The organism is Sulfuritalea sp. (assembly GCF_031426875.1).
Taxonomy (GTDB): domain Bacteria; phylum Pseudomonadota; class Gammaproteobacteria; order Burkholderiales; family Rhodocyclaceae; genus Sulfuritalea.
Genome location: NZ_JASJPC010000019.1, coordinates 159881 through 176976, shown reverse-complemented (window position 1 = coordinate 176976; position 17096 = coordinate 159881). Strand labels below are relative to the sequence as shown.

The 17096-nt window shown below is 64.6% G+C and carries 18 protein-coding genes; 3 read left to right on the top strand and 15 right to left on the bottom strand.

Going from position 1 to position 17096, the window contains the following annotated elements; translation table 11 throughout:
* Nucleotides 1-254 precede the first annotated feature (254 nt).
* Nucleotides 255-1109, bottom strand: a complete 855-nt coding sequence (locus tag RMO95_RS09225; protein WP_310450323.1) for a methyltransferase domain-containing protein — start codon at nucleotides 1107-1109, stop codon at nucleotides 255-257.
* 6 nt (nucleotides 1110-1115) lie between these two features.
* Complete coding sequence (bioB, locus tag RMO95_RS09220) at nucleotides 1116-2093, bottom strand: biotin synthase BioB (protein WP_310450322.1); 978 nt, start codon at nucleotides 2091-2093, stop codon at nucleotides 1116-1118.
* Between the two features lie 56 nt (nucleotides 2094-2149).
* On the opposite strand from bioB, the gene RMO95_RS09215 reads away from it, so the two are divergent.
* Entirely contained in the window at nucleotides 2150-2857 is a 708-nt protein-coding gene (locus tag RMO95_RS09215) for a ComF family protein (RefSeq protein ID WP_310450321.1), read from the top strand.
* A 43-nt stretch (nucleotides 2858-2900) separates the two neighbouring features.
* The gene (locus RMO95_RS09210) at nucleotides 2901-3290 is read left to right on the top strand and encodes a hypothetical protein (protein WP_310450320.1); all 390 of its coding nucleotides are present in this window, start codon (nucleotides 2901-2903) and stop codon (nucleotides 3288-3290) included.
* Between the two features lie 17 nt (nucleotides 3291-3307).
* Here the strand turns inward: RMO95_RS09210 and RMO95_RS09205 are convergent, their stop codons facing one another.
* The 13 genes from RMO95_RS09205 to RMO95_RS09145 all read right to left on the bottom strand — a co-directional run bounded on the left by RMO95_RS09205 (nucleotide 3308) and on the right by RMO95_RS09145 (nucleotide 16437).
* Complete coding sequence (locus tag RMO95_RS09205) at nucleotides 3308-4405, bottom strand: tetratricopeptide repeat protein (protein WP_310450319.1); 1098 nt, start codon at nucleotides 4403-4405, stop codon at nucleotides 3308-3310.
* Nucleotides 4406-4523: 118 nt separating this feature from the next.
* Nucleotides 4524-5360 carry an ExeA family protein gene (locus tag RMO95_RS09200; RefSeq protein ID WP_310450318.1) on the bottom strand — a complete coding sequence of 279 codons (837 nt, stop codon included), beginning with the start codon at nucleotides 5358-5360 and terminating at the stop codon, nucleotides 4524-4526.
* 16 nt (nucleotides 5361-5376) lie between these two features.
* Nucleotides 5377-7116 carry a secretin N-terminal domain-containing protein gene (locus RMO95_RS09195; protein WP_310450317.1) on the bottom strand — a complete coding sequence of 580 codons (1740 nt, stop codon included), beginning with the start codon at nucleotides 7114-7116 and terminating at the stop codon, nucleotides 5377-5379.
* Nucleotides 7113-7496 carry a hypothetical protein gene (locus tag RMO95_RS09190; protein ID WP_310450316.1) on the bottom strand — a complete coding sequence of 128 codons (384 nt, stop codon included), beginning with the start codon at nucleotides 7494-7496 and terminating at the stop codon, nucleotides 7113-7115. Before RMO95_RS09190 ends, RMO95_RS09195 begins: the two co-directional genes overlap by 4 nt.
* Complete coding sequence (locus RMO95_RS09185) at nucleotides 7493-8227, bottom strand: hypothetical protein (RefSeq protein WP_310450315.1); 735 nt, start codon at nucleotides 8225-8227, stop codon at nucleotides 7493-7495. The genes RMO95_RS09190 and RMO95_RS09185 overlap by 4 nt, the downstream gene beginning before the upstream one ends.
* Nucleotides 8224-8901: a PilN domain-containing protein gene (locus RMO95_RS09180; protein ID WP_310450314.1), complete on the bottom strand. Its 678-nt coding sequence runs from the start codon at nucleotides 8899-8901 to the stop codon at nucleotides 8224-8226. Before RMO95_RS09180 ends, RMO95_RS09185 begins: the two co-directional genes overlap by 4 nt.
* 181 nt (nucleotides 8902-9082) lie before the next feature.
* Nucleotides 9083-10084 carry a hypothetical protein gene (locus tag RMO95_RS09175; protein ID WP_310450313.1) on the bottom strand — a complete coding sequence of 334 codons (1002 nt, stop codon included), beginning with the start codon at nucleotides 10082-10084 and terminating at the stop codon, nucleotides 9083-9085.
* A gap of 73 nt (nucleotides 10085-10157) precedes the next feature.
* Nucleotides 10158-11987 (bottom strand): PglL family O-oligosaccharyltransferase, encoded by a 1830-nt coding sequence (locus tag RMO95_RS09170; RefSeq protein ID WP_310450312.1) that lies wholly within the window; start codon nucleotides 11985-11987, stop codon nucleotides 10158-10160.
* A gap of 69 nt (nucleotides 11988-12056) precedes the next feature.
* Nucleotides 12057-12386, bottom strand: coding sequence for a type II secretion system protein (locus RMO95_RS09165; RefSeq protein ID WP_310450311.1), 330 nt, complete (start codon nucleotides 12384-12386; stop codon nucleotides 12057-12059).
* Between the two features lie 47 nt (nucleotides 12387-12433).
* Nucleotides 12434-12946 (bottom strand): type II secretion system protein, encoded by a 513-nt coding sequence (locus RMO95_RS09160; protein ID WP_310450310.1) that lies wholly within the window; start codon nucleotides 12944-12946, stop codon nucleotides 12434-12436.
* Nucleotides 12947-13032: 86 nt separating this feature from the next.
* A complete protein-coding gene (locus tag RMO95_RS09155; RefSeq protein WP_310450309.1) occupies nucleotides 13033-13479 on the bottom strand; it encodes a hypothetical protein in 447 nt (148 codons plus the stop codon).
* 8 nt (nucleotides 13480-13487) lie between these two features.
* Nucleotides 13488-14723 carry a type II secretion system F family protein gene (locus RMO95_RS09150; RefSeq protein ID WP_310450308.1) on the bottom strand — a complete coding sequence of 412 codons (1236 nt, stop codon included), beginning with the start codon at nucleotides 14721-14723 and terminating at the stop codon, nucleotides 13488-13490.
* A 7-nt stretch (nucleotides 14724-14730) separates the two neighbouring features.
* Complete coding sequence (locus tag RMO95_RS09145; protein WP_310450307.1) at nucleotides 14731-16437, bottom strand: GspE/PulE family protein; 1707 nt, start codon at nucleotides 16435-16437, stop codon at nucleotides 14731-14733.
* A 115-nt stretch (nucleotides 16438-16552) separates the two neighbouring features.
* Here RMO95_RS09145 and RMO95_RS09140 point away from each other — a divergent pair, with 115 nt between their 5' ends.
* Complete coding sequence (locus RMO95_RS09140) at nucleotides 16553-17017, top strand: tRNA (cytidine(34)-2'-O)-methyltransferase (protein WP_310450306.1); 465 nt, start codon at nucleotides 16553-16555, stop codon at nucleotides 17015-17017.
* The last annotated feature ends 79 nt before the right edge of the window (nucleotides 17018-17096 follow it).

Here is a 17096-nt window from a genome sequence, read left to right as displayed (position 1 = left end):
TGTCAGTCATGGCTTACAGCGATTCCACCTTCAATTTAACCGGACAGCAGTGACCTAGTTTATGAAACGACATACTGCAGTGATTCCGCATTGTAAAACACCACTTCACGATACGCAATATGTGGATTTCCACGATCGAAAGCCGAAGGCCGGCGACAGGGGGGAAACGCTCCCTGCCGCCGGCCTTCGAAATTTGGCACATGCTTGACTACAAAGCGGCCACGCCGCCTGCTGTCGGGCGCGGCCGGCGCGCTTCAGCGCGAATGGAACTTGACCACCGCGCGGCCGTCGGCAAGCTGTCGCGGCTCGGGTTTCCAGGCGTGGCCATAGACGATTTCAAAAGTGGCCGGCAGGCGCCGCTCGGCATCCTGCGACCAGGCGCCCAGCAGCCGACGCCAGTCGCGCCAGCCCAGGCGACCCAGCAGCGCATCGCGCACCCCAAGGTGGCGCTGGTCGGCGAGGAAGGCGCGCGGCGTCGGATAGCTCAGGGTGATCATCTCCATGTCCATCACCGGATCGCCAAAGCCGGCGGCGATCAGCATGTCGCCCAGATCGTGCATGTCGAGAAAGCGCCGCACCGTTGCCGGCGCGCGAAGCGCCATTCCCGGCAGGCAAGGCCCGCCAGCGCCAACTCTTGCCCCGGCTTCGCGCAACTCCTTCAAGGTGTCGGGGCCGAGCGTGGCGAAGCAGAGCAGGCCGCCGACTTCGAGCACGCGGTGTAATTCACGCAAGGCCGGCAGCGGATCGTCGAGCCAGTGCAGCATCAAATTGGACCAGACCAGGCCCAGGGAATTAGCGGCCAGCGGCAAGGCGCGCACGTCGGCATTGAGCAGACGCGGCCCGCGTCCGGTGAATCGTTGCAGGCGCGGCGTGCGGGAACGCAGGGCGCGCAGCATGGGCAGGGCGTAGTCGAGGGCCAGCGGCAGCGCCTTGGCATAGCGCCGCTGCAGTTCGCGGATGCCGTCGCCGGTCGCACAGCCAATGTCGGCCACGCGCTGCGGAGCGATCTTTACCAAGTCGAGCCGCACCGCCATGCGAGCGCCCACTTCGCGGGCGAGGACTGCGGCTGAGTCGTAGGTTTCCGCAGCTCCGGCGAAGTCGCTGCGCACGAGGTATTAAGCGGCCTTGAGCCCCAGCCGCGCGAACAGCGCCTCGTCGCGGTCGGCCTCGGGGTTGCCGGCCGTCAGCAGCTTGTCGCCGTAAAAAATCGAATTGGCGCCGGCGAGGAAACACAGGGCCTGCAACTCGTCGCTCATTTCCTGGCGGCCGGCCGACAGCCTGACCATCGAGCCGGGCATGCTGATGCGCGCCACGGCGATGGTGCGGACGAACTCGAAAGGGTCGAGCGGCGGCGCGTTTTCCAGCGGCGTGCCGGGCATCGGCACCAGTTCGTTGATCGGCACCGACTCGGGCGGCGGGTTCATGTTGGCCAGCTCGACCAGCAAGGAGGCGCGCTGGCGGCGCGTTTCGCCCATGCCAACGATGCCGCCGCAGCAGACCTTGATCCCCGCCTCGCGCACCTTGTCGATGGTATCGAAGCGCTCGCTCTGGGCATGAGTCTTGATGACCTGGCCGTAGAACTCCGGCGCCGTATCCAGGTTGTGGTTGTAGTAGTCGAGCCCGGCGGATTTAAGCCGTTCGGCCTGACCGTCCTTGAGCATGCCCAGCGTGACGCAGGTTTCCAGCCCGAGCGCCTTGACCGCGCCGATCATGTCGGTGACTCGATCGAGATCCTTGTCCTTCGGCCCGCGCCAGGCGGCGCCCATGCAGAAGCGCGTGGCGCCCTTGTCCTTGGCAGCCTGCGCGGCGGCGACGACTTCTTCGGTTTCCAAGAGCGCCTCGCGCTGCGCCTCGCCGTGGTGCGCCGACTGCGAGCAGTAGCCGCAATCTTCCGAACAGCCGCCGGTCTTGATCGACAGCAGGGTCGAGCGCTGCACCGCATTGGCGTCGTGGTGCTCGCGGTGCACCTCTTGGGCGCGGAACAGCAGATCATTGAAGGGCAGTTCGAACAGGGCAACCAGGGCCTCGATGGTCCAGCGCGGAGCCGGAACGAAGGCGGGGGCAGCGGGATGGACGGTAGTAGTGGCGGTCATCGCAGCGGACTCGCTAGAATGCAGGAAGGCGCGAATCTTGGTGGAAGGAGTCCGGCTTGTCAATTGCAGCGGATCTGAAGAAAGCCTGGCGCAACACCGCTGCCGCCCTGCTGCCGCAGGACTGTTTCCTTTGCGCCGCGGCAAGCGGCGACAACCTGTTGTGCCCCGCTTGCAGCGCCGGCCTGCCCTATCTGAGTGCTGAGCGCTGCCCGCTCTGTGCGCTGCCGACCCCGGGGGCCGCCGTCTGCGGCGCCTGCCTCAAACAGGCGCCGCATTTCGACGCCACTCAGGCGGTTTTCCGCTACGAGTTCCCGCTCGATCGCCTGATCCAGTCGCTGAAGTACGCTCACCGTCTCGCCAGCGCCAACTTTCTCGGACGGGCGCTGGCACAGCTGGCAGCCCCGCTCCGCCCCGACCTGGTGCTGCCGGTGCCGCTGGCGCCGGCGCGGCTGGCGGAGCGCGGCTTCAATCAGGCTCTGGAACTTGCCCGACCGCTGGCACGCGCACTCGGCGTGCCGCTCGAGCTTAGCCGCATTCACCGCCGCCGCGACACCGCGCCGCAAGCCAGCCTGCCGTGGAAGGAACGCAAGCGCAACATCCGCCGTGCCTTCGAATGCGAAATCGACCTGACGGGCAAGACGGTGCTGGTGGTCGACGACGTCATGACCACCGGCGCAACGCTCGACGAACTGGCCCGCACGCTCAAGGCGCACGGCGCAACACGGGTCGAGAACAGCGTGCTGGCGCGCGCGCTGAAGGATTGACGGCGACGGTACAATCCCGGTTGCTCAAGCCCGGACCAATTTCATGGCGTTCCGCGATCCCGTCGACAAGAACATGCTGCGCATGGAAGCGCGACGCTTCGCCGCACGCTGCGACGGGCAAGTCTCGTTGATCGAGCGCGCCGATACGCTGCGGGAAATTTCGCGGCTGGCGACCCTGATTTCACTGCCGTTTTCCCTCACCGACGACGACACGGCAAGGGACGGGCTGCGGCTGGTACAAACGCGTGCCGAAGACCGGGCGCGCGAACTGATCCTGGAGCAGTTGCAGAATTTTTCCCGCGCCGAGGAATACCAGCACGAGAAACTCAAGCGCTCCATGCTGGATTCATGGACCAATCTCACCGGCCCGCTGGGACATCTGCGTACCTGGGCATACAACAAGCTCCAGGCGCTGGAACAGCAAACCGGCTGAACGGCGCGCCGAACGTCCTAGCGCAGGCGCTGCTCGATGTGCTGTGCCAGATCGGCCGGCAAGCCGGGCAAGGCGCGCGCCTTCTGGTAGGCCTCGCGGGCATCCGGGCCTTTGCCCGCCGCGTCGAGGGCGATGCCGAGTCCGGCCCACCACCGGCCTTCGTTGGGCGCCAGGTGCGTGGCCGCCCGATAGTGTTCGACCGCTTCGGCGGTGCGGCCGGCACGATTCAGCAGCGCCCCGGCAAATCCCTGGTATTCGGCGCTACGTTCGCCCGACGCGGCATTTTTCAGCAGCAGATCAAGTGCTGCCCCAGCCTGGTTGCGTTCGACCTTGAGGCGGGCCAGCGCCAGCGTCGAAGCCAGGCGCACCGGCGGCAGTTCGGCGCCCTTGCGCAGGAGCTCCTCGGCTTCGTCAAAACGCTTGGCGTCGATCAGCTGCGCCGCCAGCGTCTGGCGGGCCGCCGCATGTTCCGGATAATTCTCCAGCGCCGCACGATAGCTGCCCGCCGCGCCGTCCGCATTGCCCTGGCGCTGCGCCAGCAGGCCCCGGCGGTAATCCGCCTCGGCACGCTCGACCGCCGACGGCAGGCGCACCTGCTTGTCGATTCGGGACTCCATCGGCTCGGTGGGCTCCTTGACCACCGGTTTGGCGGCCACGGCAGCCGCAGCCGCTTGCGGCGGCGGCTTCGGCAAACTCGTCGCTATGGCCGGCGCCTTGGACTCCGTCTTGGGGGGCGTCTTGGGGAGCGTCGCCGGCGCGGCGGCCAGTTGATCGGCCATGCGCAAGGACGACAGGGCGGCGAGCGCCGGCGCATTGGCGGGAAGCGAGGCCGGCGCAGCGGGAGCGGCAGGCTCTGTCTGAGCCGCAAGCGTTGCTGGCACGGGTGCCGCGGGTACTGCCGTAGTCACGGCCGGCGCCGCGGATTGCTCGCTGCCTGCGTACCAGGCACCCAACGCGGCAAGCAACAGAACCGTTGCGAGCAAGATTGGCGTCCGCACCCCACGCGGCTCCTGGCGCGCGGCCAAGGGCGTGACTGCAGCGGGCAGCGCCGCACGCTCGCCATTGCCGGCGCGACGCGCATCCAGATCGCGCAGCATCTTGTTGACCAGGCTCACCGAACCACCCTCTCCCCAGCCCCCTCGCCAAGCGTGGATGGTGACGGCGGTTTGCCGCTGCGCGGCTCCATAGCTTGGCAGCGCCGCTCTGGGGCGGCCCGGCGGAGGGTGCTCACTCTCACCAACCTTGCCACCAGTGCAGTGCGGGGAGGCCTTCGGTATCTCGGCCGGCCAGCTTGACGTGGTCGCGGCTGACCCGGGTCTTACCCTCGCCATAGGCCAGCAGCATGGCTTTGTGCGCGAGCACGTTGACCAGGCGCGGAGTACCGCTGGACAGGCGATACAGCAAGCGCGTGCTGGCCGGCGGAAACACCTCGCCATCACGATGACCCGCGACACGCAGGCGGTGCGCCAGGTAATGTCCGGCCTCGTGCTGGCGTAGCCCCGGCATCCGGTAATGGAACACGATGCGCTGGCGCAACTGGCGCACCGCGGGATTCGCCAGCTTCTGGTCCAGTTCGGGCTGGCCGAACATCACCACCTGCAGCAGCTTGTGCTTTTCCGTTTCCAGGTTGGATAACAGGCGCAGCGCTTCCAGGCTCTCCAGCGGCATGGCCTGTGCCTCGTCGATGCAGATGATGACTTTCTTGCCCTGGGCCGCCATGTCCAGCAGGTGTCCGTTGAACTGCTTCAGCAGGCTGAATTGATTGTCGTGGCCAAGCAGCTTGAGACCGAGTTCCTCGGCGATCGCCAGCAGCAGCATGCGCGGTTCCAGCATCGGATTCGGCAGGTAGGCGACCACCTGGTCTTCGCTCAGCGTCGCCAGGAAGCGCCGGCACAGCAGGGTCTTGCCGGTACCGACCTCGCCGGTGATCTTGATGAAACCTTCGCCCGTGTTGAGTCCGATCAGCAGCGTGTTGAGGGCTTCCTGGTGGGCGTCGGCCGAATAGATGAAGCTGGTGTCCGGCGTGATGCCGAACGGCAGTTCATGGAGCCCGAAGTGATTTAGATACATGGCTCGCCGCGCAGGATCACTGGCCCGACTGACTCGACGGGTAAGCCCGTACGCGCTCCTGGACGTCCTTGATGTCCTGCGCCCAGACGCGGTCATTGTCGATCAGGGTCGGTTTGATCAGTATCACGAGTTCGCGCTTGCGCAAGGCCGAGGAACGCTGGCCCAGCGCGTTGGCAATGAAACCCGTGGCGCCGGGCAACTGCGAGCGGTCGGAGGCCTGTTCCTGGCGCATCAGGCCGCCGATCGCCACGATGTTGCCGTCCTGGACCCGGACGATGCTGTCGGTTTCATTGATGCTGCTGGCAGCCAGCGGCAGCCTGAAGATGCCCAGCGAACCCAGGTCGATGATTTTTTCCTTCTCGGCCACGGTGCTGACCGCCGGATGCACATGCAGAATGATGTTGCCGTCGTCGTCGATCTGCGGCGTGACATCGAGCGAGATGCCCGAGAAATAAGGTTGCAGCGTCACGCTCGGCGATGAAACCGAACCCGCCGCGGTGGTCGTCGTCGCCGAAGTGACATTGGTGACGAACAGCTCATCGGTACCGACCTTGAGCACGGCTTTCTGGTTGTTGAGCGTGGCGATGCGCGGCGACGAAAGGACAGATACGCTGCCCTGGGTTTCAAGAAAATTCAGCAGCGCGGCAAAGTTCGAGGTCCGGAAGGCGAGGCCGATAAAACCTTTCCCCAGCACCGAAGCGGCGATCGAACCCAGCTCTCCGGGTGTCACGGTAAGCGTCGGCGTACTGGGCGCACCGATGGTCTGCGTGGCATTGCCGGCGCCTATCGTGGCGCCCGGCTGTGCCACGCCGATGCCCAGTCGGCTGTTGGCGCCGCTCGCGAAGGCCCCCCAATTGACGCCCGCCTGGAAATCCTCCGACAGCGTCACGTCGATGATCTTGGCCTCCAGCATGACCTGCCGCTCGGCAATCAGCTGCGTCGCCTTGAGGTATTTCTCGACGTTGCGCAGTTCGTGCGGCAGCGCGCGCACCAGCACCACGCCGGACGACGAATTGACGACGACGCTGCGCCCTTCGCTGGTGCCGACGATGGTCGCCAGCGCACGATTCAGGTCGCCCCAGAAATCGCTCTCGCTGGTCATGCTGACGCGACTGGTGTCGCTGCCGCGCGCCGCGGTCGGCGTCCCGGTGCCGGTCGGCGCGGTCTGGCCGGTCGTCGAGCTTGCGGTGCCGCCCGCGGTACCGGGCGCCGCCGCGCCGGCTGCCGTCATCGAGCTCCCGGTAACCCGCAGGTCGCTGCTGCCCTGGCGTCGGCTCGACAGGTAATTGATGTGGAAGACCCGCGTCTTGACCGTGTTGGGCTCGATGAAAATGCGTTTGTCCTGGATGCGATACTCGTAACCGTAAAGGTCGCGGATGGTTTCGAGCGCCTCGATCACGGTCACATCCTTGAGATTGACCGTGAGACTGCCGCTTACGTCGGGCGGCAGCAGCATGCTGTAACGGGTCCCCGAAACCAGGGCCATGAACACTTGCGTGGCCGGCGCGTTGACCACCGAGAGATCGAAGCGGGTCTCCGCCACGGCGGCATCGACCGCCGCCTGCGGCGCCAGCGGCGGCATCAGCGACTTGTCGGTGACATCGACAGCATGCAGCTTGCGGTCCGTTGCGGATTTCAACAGCACGTCGTTGATCTCGGTCAGCACCGGGTTACCAGCGCGTGGCGGCGCGGCACAGGCGCCCAGGGCGCCGGTGAGGAGCAGCAGTACACAACGCGCATGGATTGCGTGTCTCATTTTTGGGTGGTTCCCGTCATCCGCCGTTTTGCACCCGTTTTCTTGGTCGGCACTTTTTCAATGGCGGGCGTCGTCTCGATGACTTCGCGCCCGCTCTCCCCTATCAGCACTACTTCTTTTTCGCTGATCTTCAACACCCGCTTGTCGCCGAGTTTGTCCCCTTCCTCGACGTACTGTCCGTTGATCACGGCAGCCGACTTGCCGCCGGGACGCAGTATCACCGTCTGCACCCCACTCTTTGCCGCCACGGCCGCAGTAGCACCCACCTCCTGATCGAACACGGCTGCGGGCGGACGCGTTGGATCCGGCACCTGAGCGACAGCAAGGCTCGATCCAACGAGACCCGCCAGGAAAACCGCGAGCAGATCGCGCCCCATCATACAACCAACCAATTTCTGTCGAGGCTCAAGGTGTACACCCGTACCACCATGATGTTGCGCGGATATTTTTCCACAGTGAAGCGAACGCTGTTCCACAATAGGCGCTGCGGCATGCGCTCGAGTTCTGCCAGATAATTCAACAGACCATTGTAATCGCCCGCCAGCCGGATTTCGATGCCGTGCTGGTAGATGCCGCCGCCCGAGCTTGGGTCTGCTTGCTCTTGCGCCGCTTTCTCCTTGTCGGCATCCTTGGCGGCCGGCGCGGACGTTCCAGCCTGGATCTCGATCTTGGGCGACGCCCCGACCAGCGTCACCGGCAGAGTTTTCAGTTCGAGCAATTCGATGGCCCGATTCCTTGCCAATAATCCCTGCAAAAAAGCCTGCATTCGGGCGGGTGGCACCATGCCGGCCTCGAAGTCCGCGAGCCGCTCGCTGACCGCCGCCAGTTCCTGTTTCACCTGCGTCAACCGGCGCCGGTTGGCGGCATCCGGATCGACATTTTGCGCCCCGAGTGCGGCCGCCTGCGCCTGCTGCCGCGAGAGTTCGGCACGCGCCGTAGTTTCGGCGCGGACCGCGCTGCGTGCTTTGAGCACAAACGGCTCGATTGCGAAATTGAATATCAGCAGGCCGCCGCCAAGTATCAGCACCGCGGCGGTGATCACCCGCTCACGGCGCGTCAGCGCGGCGAACTTCGCGTTCCACTGCGCCCACCGGGCGGCCAGCGCCTTCATTGTCCGCCCCCCGTTGGCTCAGCCAATTTTGGCATCAGGACAAAGTCGATCGGACGCGGTCCGGAAGTTGGCGCTGGCGCCACGGCGGCGGCGCCCGGCGCAGCGGGTCGTGACGGAGCAGACGGCTCGGCCCGGTTCATGGTCAAGGAAGCGAAACTGCGTCCCTGAAACACCTTCTCGTTGCCAAGGCGGCGGATGTATTCGGGCAACACCACGGGGTCCAGCATGCTGCCGCGAATTTCCATGTCGCTGCCGCCGGACTTGATCGTAAAACCCGTCAGCCAGAGGCCTTCAGGTGCCTGGCGGGCAAAGCCGCGCAGGTAATCGGCAAAGCCGCCCGTGTTGCCAACGGCTCCACTTTCGAGCAGGCGCGCGATGTCGCTGCGCCGGCGCAGCATGCCTTCGGCGCGCTCCAGTTCGCCGATCAATTGCGGGCTGGGTTTGCGCACGCCGGCGGCCTTGGTCGCGGCGTCGACCTGGCCCTTCACCGCCTTGAGCTGCACCTCGGCGGCAGTCGCGGCCTGACTTCGCGTCGCCGCGTTCTGCCAGGCCCAGCCGCCCGCCGCGGCCAGCAGCAGATACACCGCCGCCGCCGCAAGCGTTACATTGCCCAGCGTGAGCAGCTCACGCTGCCTGAGATAGCGCGAATGATAGAGATTGATCTGGGCGCTCACTGGACCACACTCCCCCCAGCCCCGACACCACGGCCGGCTCTGCATAGCCGGCCGGCTACGGCAGCGCGGAGCAGTGCTCCGCGAAACCCTGCCTTCGCCCCAAGGCAGGGGGTAACGGTAGTTCGCCTCTGCGCGGCTGCAAGTGTTGGATTGCGCCACTTCGGGCGACCGTGCGGGGCGCTCATGCAGCCGCCGGGTCGTCGCGCAGCGCTGCGCCGATCGCGCGCAAACACTGAAACTGACGCAGGGGATCGAGCAAGGCCGGCACGGCGCCGAGATCCAGTGCACCCGACAGGTCCAAGGACACGACCGGAACCGTCAGGTTGGCGCGCAGATGGCCAAGGAAACCATCCACACCCGGAATCGGCGCCACCAGGAGATGGGACAAGGTAATCGTGCTGTAGATGCGGTCGAAATTATCCAGCGAGCGCTGCACGTCCAGCGCGATGCGCTCGAACAGCATGCCGCGGCGGTCGTCATCGGCCCTGATCAACTGTTGCGCAGTGATTTCGACATGGCGCACGACCAGCAATTCACCCTGCACGGTAAAGGTCAGCAGGCCCTCGTCATCGTCGAAAATCAGCGTGGCCAGGCCACGCCCCTCTTCCTCGAACAAGGCCGCCAGATTTCGCTGCGAAATTTCGGGCAGGTCGATCGCCGCCAGCGGCACCTTGGCCGCCTGAAACGCCTGAATCAAGGGCGCCACCGTCGACTCGGGCGACAGCGCAGCAAACACCTGCGGCGCCCGGCCATCGGAGGGGATCGGCAACAGATCGATGGCCGCCGCATCGACCGGGAACTCGACCTGGTCCTTGAGCTTCCAGCGCGCCACTTCGCGTGCTTCGTCGGGCGCACCGGAAACTGCATCGGTCTGGATCAACTGATAGCTGCCGTGCTGGAGCAAGGCCGTGCAGCGATAGCGGTCGAGGCGCATCGGTTTTCTCAATGCGCCGAGGGTTGCCTCGGGGCTGGCTCCCGCCTGCACCGAATTCGCCAACAACACACGCGGCTGACGACCCGGCTCACGGCAGATGTGGATCAAGTCGACGCGCTCCCCCCGCATCGCCACGGATAACCAGCCTGGTTCAATTCTCGATTTGACAAGTTTTGGCACTGGACGCATTGGGAGCCATTTTCGTCTGACTATACTGGCGGTAAGGCATAAGGCAAGCGCCGATTTCAAGGCCTAAGGGCTTGTATTTGGTCCATTCGGAATTACTGCAGGATTTCCTGCAGGTTCCGCATGGCCTGTTGCGCTAGCCGGGCGGCCTGGGGCTCCTGCGGCCCGGGTCCAAATCAAGCAAGCTCAATTCGTGCAGCGGCACGATTTCCGGATGCTTCTGCGCCGCTTTGGCCAACTCATCGATGCTGGTGTCGCGTAGCGCCGGAAATGCACGCAAAACCTTCAAGACGAGTTCCTGCGCATCCCGCTCCCGCCCCGCGATCGCCAGTTGCATGGCGCAGCGCAGCAGCAGCCAGCGGGCCGGGGAAAAGCGGATGCCCTTTTCGCACAGGGTCGCCCGATGCTGCGCCTGCTGCCGACTCGGCTCGGCCAGCGTGGCAAAGCCGAGCAAGGCCCAGGGCGAGAGCAGGGATTCCTGATGCAGCATCAGCAGCCGGTCCATGGTGATGCGCCAGGCCTGCTCCCGCTCCGGATGCGCGGCCAGGGGCGCGTAGACAGCCACTTCGAGGGTGGCGTAGTCCTTGCGCAAACCGGTAAGTATGATCCCCCCCGCGACGGCAACCAGGCACAAATAGACGGCCACGCGCCGTGCGGACAAGGCCATGATCGACCGACTGTCGGCCGCACCCAGCAGCAGCGCCGTCGGCCCCATGAAATACGCATACCACAGCGGATATTCAAGCAACGCATGGACCGCGCCAATCGCCAGAACCGCCGCGCACCAGGACTGCTCCAGCTCCCATGGTTTGCGGAAAAAACCCTTGAGCCAGATCCCGAGCACGACCAGGACAAATCCCGTCACCGGTGCGCCGAACTCCGCCAGCATCTGCAGGATCAGATTGTGCGCGTGCTCCGTCACCGCATAGTGCTCGGCCCCAACATGAGCGGAGGCCGCGACGAAGCTCGCCCAGGCATAGTTGCCTGCACCCTGCCCCAGCCAGGGCTGTTCGAGAAAAGCCGACCAGGCCGAGCGCGCGATCTCCAAGCGCGTGCTGGGTCCGGACGCGATTTCGTACAAGCGCGAGCCTGCCGTGATCGAGGCCGGACCGCCCGCGGGTTCCAGACCGAGCCGGGGCGCCAATTCGGCCAGGTGGGGCGTCGCCCAGGCGCCCAGCATGCTCAGGCCGATCACCACGGGCAGGAGGAGCACCGCATCGGCCAGCAGGCCTGCCGCCGCGCCGTCAGCCTGCCGCAATCGCGACCAGCCGAACACGGCGGCGAGCACCAGCGGGTAGACGAACACGCTGCGCGAACCGCTGAGTACGCTGCCGAAGGCGACGAACGAAATCACTGTCCATAACAGCGGCCTGGACAGCAGTCCACGACCGCGCAGGTAGAACGCCGAGGCGATGCCGAGCCAGGAGTAGTGCGCGTGATGGTTGGTCTGGCCGAGATTGCCGTAAATGCTGCCGCCCAGTTTGGGAAATATCCATTCCCGGCCCGCGCCGACACCCAGCCACTGCGCCAGGGCGATTCCCGCGCCGATCAGCGCAGCCAGCGCCACGGCACCGGCCAGGACATCGGCGAGGCGGACCAGGCCGAGCGTTGCGGCCAGATGTCGCCCGAGTACCATCAGCATCCCGGCCCACAGCAGATAGACCGCATAGAGCAGCCCGATCTGCGGGAAAGCCAGGCGCTGCAGTCCGAACTGGAGCAACAGGGCCAGCAGCAGGACGGCCGGCAGCAGCAGCACCGAGGGCAGCGTCAGGGCGCGGCCGCGAATCACGACCAAGCCGGTCGTCACTGCCGCCAGCCCCAGGGCTGCGGCCCACCATTCGCTCCAGAAGCCCGGCAGGGGATCGCTGTGGAATGGCCAAAGAAATGGCCCGCTCACCATCAGGGCGAGCAGGCCAAGACTTGCCGCTGTCGTCACGACCGGGCAGGCAACTGAATTCCGCGTCAAGCTAGGCTTGGGAAATCCCCACCCGAACCGCTACGCCGCGACTGCACCAGCCTTGCCGCGAAATCCATATCAATTCGGCAGCGTGACCACCGATGAACCGCTACCGCAGGTAACGGTGCAATTAACATCGCCAGCGGTAAGGCAGTTGGCGCTGATCGGCGTCTGCATATAGGAACCGCCACATGCCGCGCCCGCCGAGTAGCCTCTGCCGGACGATGCCAAATTCGCCGCGTACTGAATCGCCGCCGAGGACGCAATCCCCCCTGCCGTGCCTTCGGCCGCTGCCTGCTCGGCGTCACCCGTCAGGTTGACAAACCTCGGCAACGCCGTCGCCGCCAGAATGCCAAGAATCACTATCACTACGACCAGTTCGATCAAGGTAAAACCTCTTGCCTTCATTGCTATCTCCTTAGTAATACCACAATCTTTATGGGGTTAGTTTAGCGCTAACAACCTGAAGTTACCACCGAAATTACCGGCGCGACGATGACGCCGCCACTGAGCGTCGCCTCCTGATAGGTGATGCGGCAGTCGGGCACGGTGCCGCCGGAGACGTCGAAGGTCCGCGCGGTTCCGGTGCCTCCGGCAGTCAAGCCGTCCGCCGCGAGGTTGAGGGCCGCCGCGGCATCGATGCCGGTCGCCGTGGCGGCCGGATAGCGATTGACGATATCGACCATCAGGCCGTCCATGTTCACCTTGGGCGGGGTCGAGGTGCAATTCGTCAGGGTGAGGCTGGGCGCGGTACCCGCGAGATCCAGTTCGCAGCGCGAACGGGCCAGGCCCACCGCGGAACGCATCGAGCCATAGATCGCGTTGGCCTTGGCCACCCGCGCGTCGCGCTGGGCGTCGATCAGGCGTGGCAGTGCCACGGCGGCGAGAATGCCGATGATGGTAATCACGATCACCAGTTCGATAAGCGTAAAACCACGTACCTGCTGAGTACTGAAGCCTGATTTCATGGTCGCGGGGACTTTCTGTTCGAGGACTGGCGAAAAGTAGCAGATCGGATCGAAGTCATTGAGGCGATTATCGGCCCCGGAGACACTCAGTTTAGGCCCACCAGGCTGGCGCCAACGGTTTTTCCCGACGCGTCGACGCGGGCCACGTAGCGCCAGCGTAACTCCCCGGCATGGTCGAAAGCCTGCGGCAGGCGCGGCAGGTAGCTGAGTTCGCGGGTAAGCGGATCGTAGGCCCACTGCCCGGGAGTCTCGGCGACCCGCCCTGTGGTGAAGCCAGGCGGGCGATGCCCGAGAAAATCCATCGGGCTGGCCTCCGCCACTTCGCCGATGCGACCTTCCTCGCCGCGCATGATGCGCTCGCCGATCGCCCACTGTATGCCAACGCGCATGTTGCGCACCGTCAGGGCGACCTCGGTACGCTCCGCCTCGGCCTGGATCGCGTCCAGACGTACCAGCAGGGCAGCGGCGAGGACGCCGAGGATCGCGACCGTGATGGCGAATTCGAACTTGCTGGCCCCGCGCTGACGCTTCATGTCGACGCTCACTTTTTCATGGTCACCTTGCCCAGGTCCCACAGCGGCAGGAAGATGCCGAGCGCCAGGATCAGGACCATGATGCCCAGCGAAATAATCAGGATCGGTTCGATCTGCTGCGCCAGGGTCTTCAGTTCGTATTCGACTTCGCCCTGATACATATCGGCGACTTCCTTCATCATGTCGTCCAGTGCACCGGACTCCTCGCCCACGGCAATCATCTGCAGCACCACGGGCGTAAACACCCCCGCGGCAATCGACGTGCGCAGGATGCTTTCGCCGCGCTCGACGCCGTCCCGCATCTTTTCCACCTTGTCGGCGATATAGGCGTTGTCCACCGTTTCCGCGACATTGGTCAAGGCCTGGATGATCGGCACCCCGCTGCGCGATGCCAGGGCAAAGCTTGCCGCAAAGCGCGCCAATGTAGCCTTGCGGACTATCTTTCCGGCAATCGGAATTTTCAGCTTGAATCGGTCCCAGTCATAGCGGCCCTTGCGTGTCTTGCGCCAGGCATTGAAGGCGAGCACAGCGACAATGATGCCCAGCAGCAGCGCATGCCACCAGTTCAGCATGAAATCCGAAAAGCCGATCAGCAGCCGTGTCATGAACGGCAGTTCGGCGCCGAAGCCCTTGAATACCTTGGCGAAGGCCGGAATCACAAAAATATTGACGACGATGAGGGCCAGTGCCATCGCGGCGATGACAAACGAGGGATAGCGCAGCGCCGACTTCACCTGATCCTTCATGAAACGCTCGAAAGCCAGGTGATCGAACAGGCGGATGAAGACTTCCTCCAGGCGGCCGGTCATTTCGCCGACGCGCACCATGGACAGGTAAAAGGGCGAGAAAACCTTCGGATGGCGCGCCAGCGAGAGCGACAGTTCGCGGCCGGAATCCAGGCTTTCGCGCACATCCTGCAAGACCTCCCTCATCGCCGAATTGGTGCTGGATTCCTGCAGGCCGGCCAGCGCGCGCATGATGGGCACCCCGGCGCGCAGCAGGGTGTGAATCTGCCGTGAAAACAGCAGCACATCCATGTGCTCGACTTTTTGCCGGAACACACTTCGGTTCATGCCGAGATCGTTGTCGGCCCGGTTCAGGGCGGCCGTTGTCGGCTTGATCTCCATCGGCGTGGTGCCTTTGCCGACCAGCAGGTCGGCCACGGCCCCGGCGGTCGCGCCCTCCATGATGCCCTGCACGATTTCCCCGGCGGCATTGCGGCCGCGATAGGCGAAGTTGGGCATCCGCCTGCTACTCGTCGAGCTGCGTGCTGATGCGCATCGCTTCTTCGATGGTGGTGCGGCCGCTGACGACCAGCCGTACGGCATCCCGACGCAGGGTATTGCCGGCCATCTGCTCGCGTCCGATCTGCATGAATTCGTTGGGATCGCCGCGATTCACCGCCTCGACCAATGCATTGTTCATGTCGAGAATCTCATACACCGCCTGACGGCCCTGATAGCCGGTGTTGGCGCAGTGGCTGCAGCCTTCGCCATGCTTGTACTCGACGCCGTCCACATGGTCGCCCAGCTCGGCCTTCAGCCACAAATGCTCGTGCGGGTTCGGCGCGTAGGGAACCGAACAGTTCTGGCAGGTGACGCGCACCAGGCGCTGCGCCAGCACCATCTGGATCGACAAGGCCACCATGTAGCGCGGCACGCCCATGTCGAGCAGGCGAATCGGCGTCGAGAGCGCGTCGTTGGTGTGCAGGGTCGAGAGTACGAGGTGGCCGGTCATGGCCGCGCGCATGCCGATCTCGGCAGTCTCCTGGTCGCGCATTTCGCCCAGCAGGATGATGTCCGGGTCCTGGCGCAAGGCGGTGCGCAGCACACGCGAGAAGGAGAGATCGATCTTTTCGTGCACCTGCACCTGGTTGAGTCCGGGCAGACGATATTCGACCGGATCCTCGACGGTGATGATCTTTTTTTCCGGCGTGTTCAGTTCGTTCAGCGCTGCGTACAGCGTGGTGGTCTTGCCCGATCCGGTCGGGCCGGTGACCAGCACGATGCCCGACGGCCGCGCGATGGCGTGGCGAAAGCGCTCCAGGATGCGCGGCGGCATATAGAGGCGGTCAAGCTGCAACAGGCCGGTATTCTGCGCCAGCAGACGCATGACCACGGATTCGCCGTGCTGGGTCGGCATCGACGAAATACGAATGTCGATCGCGGTAGTGCGCAGCTTGATGTTGAAGCGTCCGTCCTGCGGCAGGCGCTTTTCGGAAATATCCAGGCCGGACATCAGCTTCAGGCGCAATACCAGCGCCGTTGAAATCTTCGCATCTGCTTCGGTCTGCACGTGGAGCACGCCGTCGATGCGAAAGCGGATCAGCAACGATGCTTCCTGCGGCTCGATGTGGATGTCGGAGGCGCGCATCTTGAGCGCCTCTTCGAACACCGTGTTGAGCAGCTTGACCACCGGCGCATCCTCGGCACCGGCAGTCAGGCCCAGGATGTTGCCGAACTCGGTCGACACGTCGCCCATGTCGGCCGTGAGTTCCTTGGCCAGACCGCTGATTTCGGCCGCGCGACTATAGACGCGGTCGATCGCGGACAGGAGCTGGCTTTCGGTCACCACGGCAAGGTCGATCTCGCGCTTGAGATTGCGCGCCAGTTCGTCAAACGCGCCAAGATCGGTCGGATCGGCCATGCCCACCACCAGCATCCCGGCACGCTCGCTCAATACCAGGGCACGATGCCGGCGCGCCTGGGCTTCGGGCAACAGCCGGATCAGTTCGGGCTGTAGGCGGAAGGTCTTGAGATCGACGAAATCCGTGCCGAGTTGACGCGCCAAAGCGACGGAAATGCCGTCTTCCGTGACAAAACCGCTGTCGACCAGAACCCGCCCCAGCTTGCGACCCGAGCGTTTCTGTTCGTCAAGCGCAAGCTTGAGCTGCTCTCCGGTAAGGAGGTTCTGCTGCACCAGCATGTCGCCAAGGCGGATCTTTTCCGGACGTGCCATCAGGCTATCTCCAATGCGGCCTTAGAATCCTGGCCTTGATTTTGTGATTTTGCACGAAAGTTTTTGGCTAATCAGCTGATTCTTCTGAACCAGTGTTTTTCGGAGGTCCCTGCAAGTGTTCCATGTTGTCCTCGTGGCCCCGGAAATCCCGCCCAACACCGGGAATGTGATTCGTCTTTGCGCCAACACCGGAGCCCGGCTGCACCTCGTCGAACCGCTCGGCTTCGACCTGTCGGCAGCACAGTTGCGCCGCGCCGGTATGGATTACGCCGAACTGGTGAAGGTTTCGGTGCATCCCGACTGGGCCGCCTGCCGCTCGGTGCTGGGCGATGCCCGGCTGTTTGCGCTGACGACGAAGGGCAGTTCCCCTCACTGCGATAAAGCCTTTCAGCCCGGCGACGTCTTCGTTTTCGGTTCGGAATCGCGCGGACTGCCGGCCGCGGTACTGGCCGACATCGAGCAAGGCCACCGCCTGCGCCTGCCCTTGATACCTGGAAATCGCAGCCTGAATCTGTCGAACGCCGTGGCGGTCATGGTCTATGAGGCCTGGCGACAGCAGGGATTCGCCGGCGGCGTCTAGCCTGCCGCCGGGCCGCCCCAAGGCAGGCCGTCGTAGTCACCGCGAGCGTAGCGAGCCAAAGTCACCCCTTCTCGCCGAG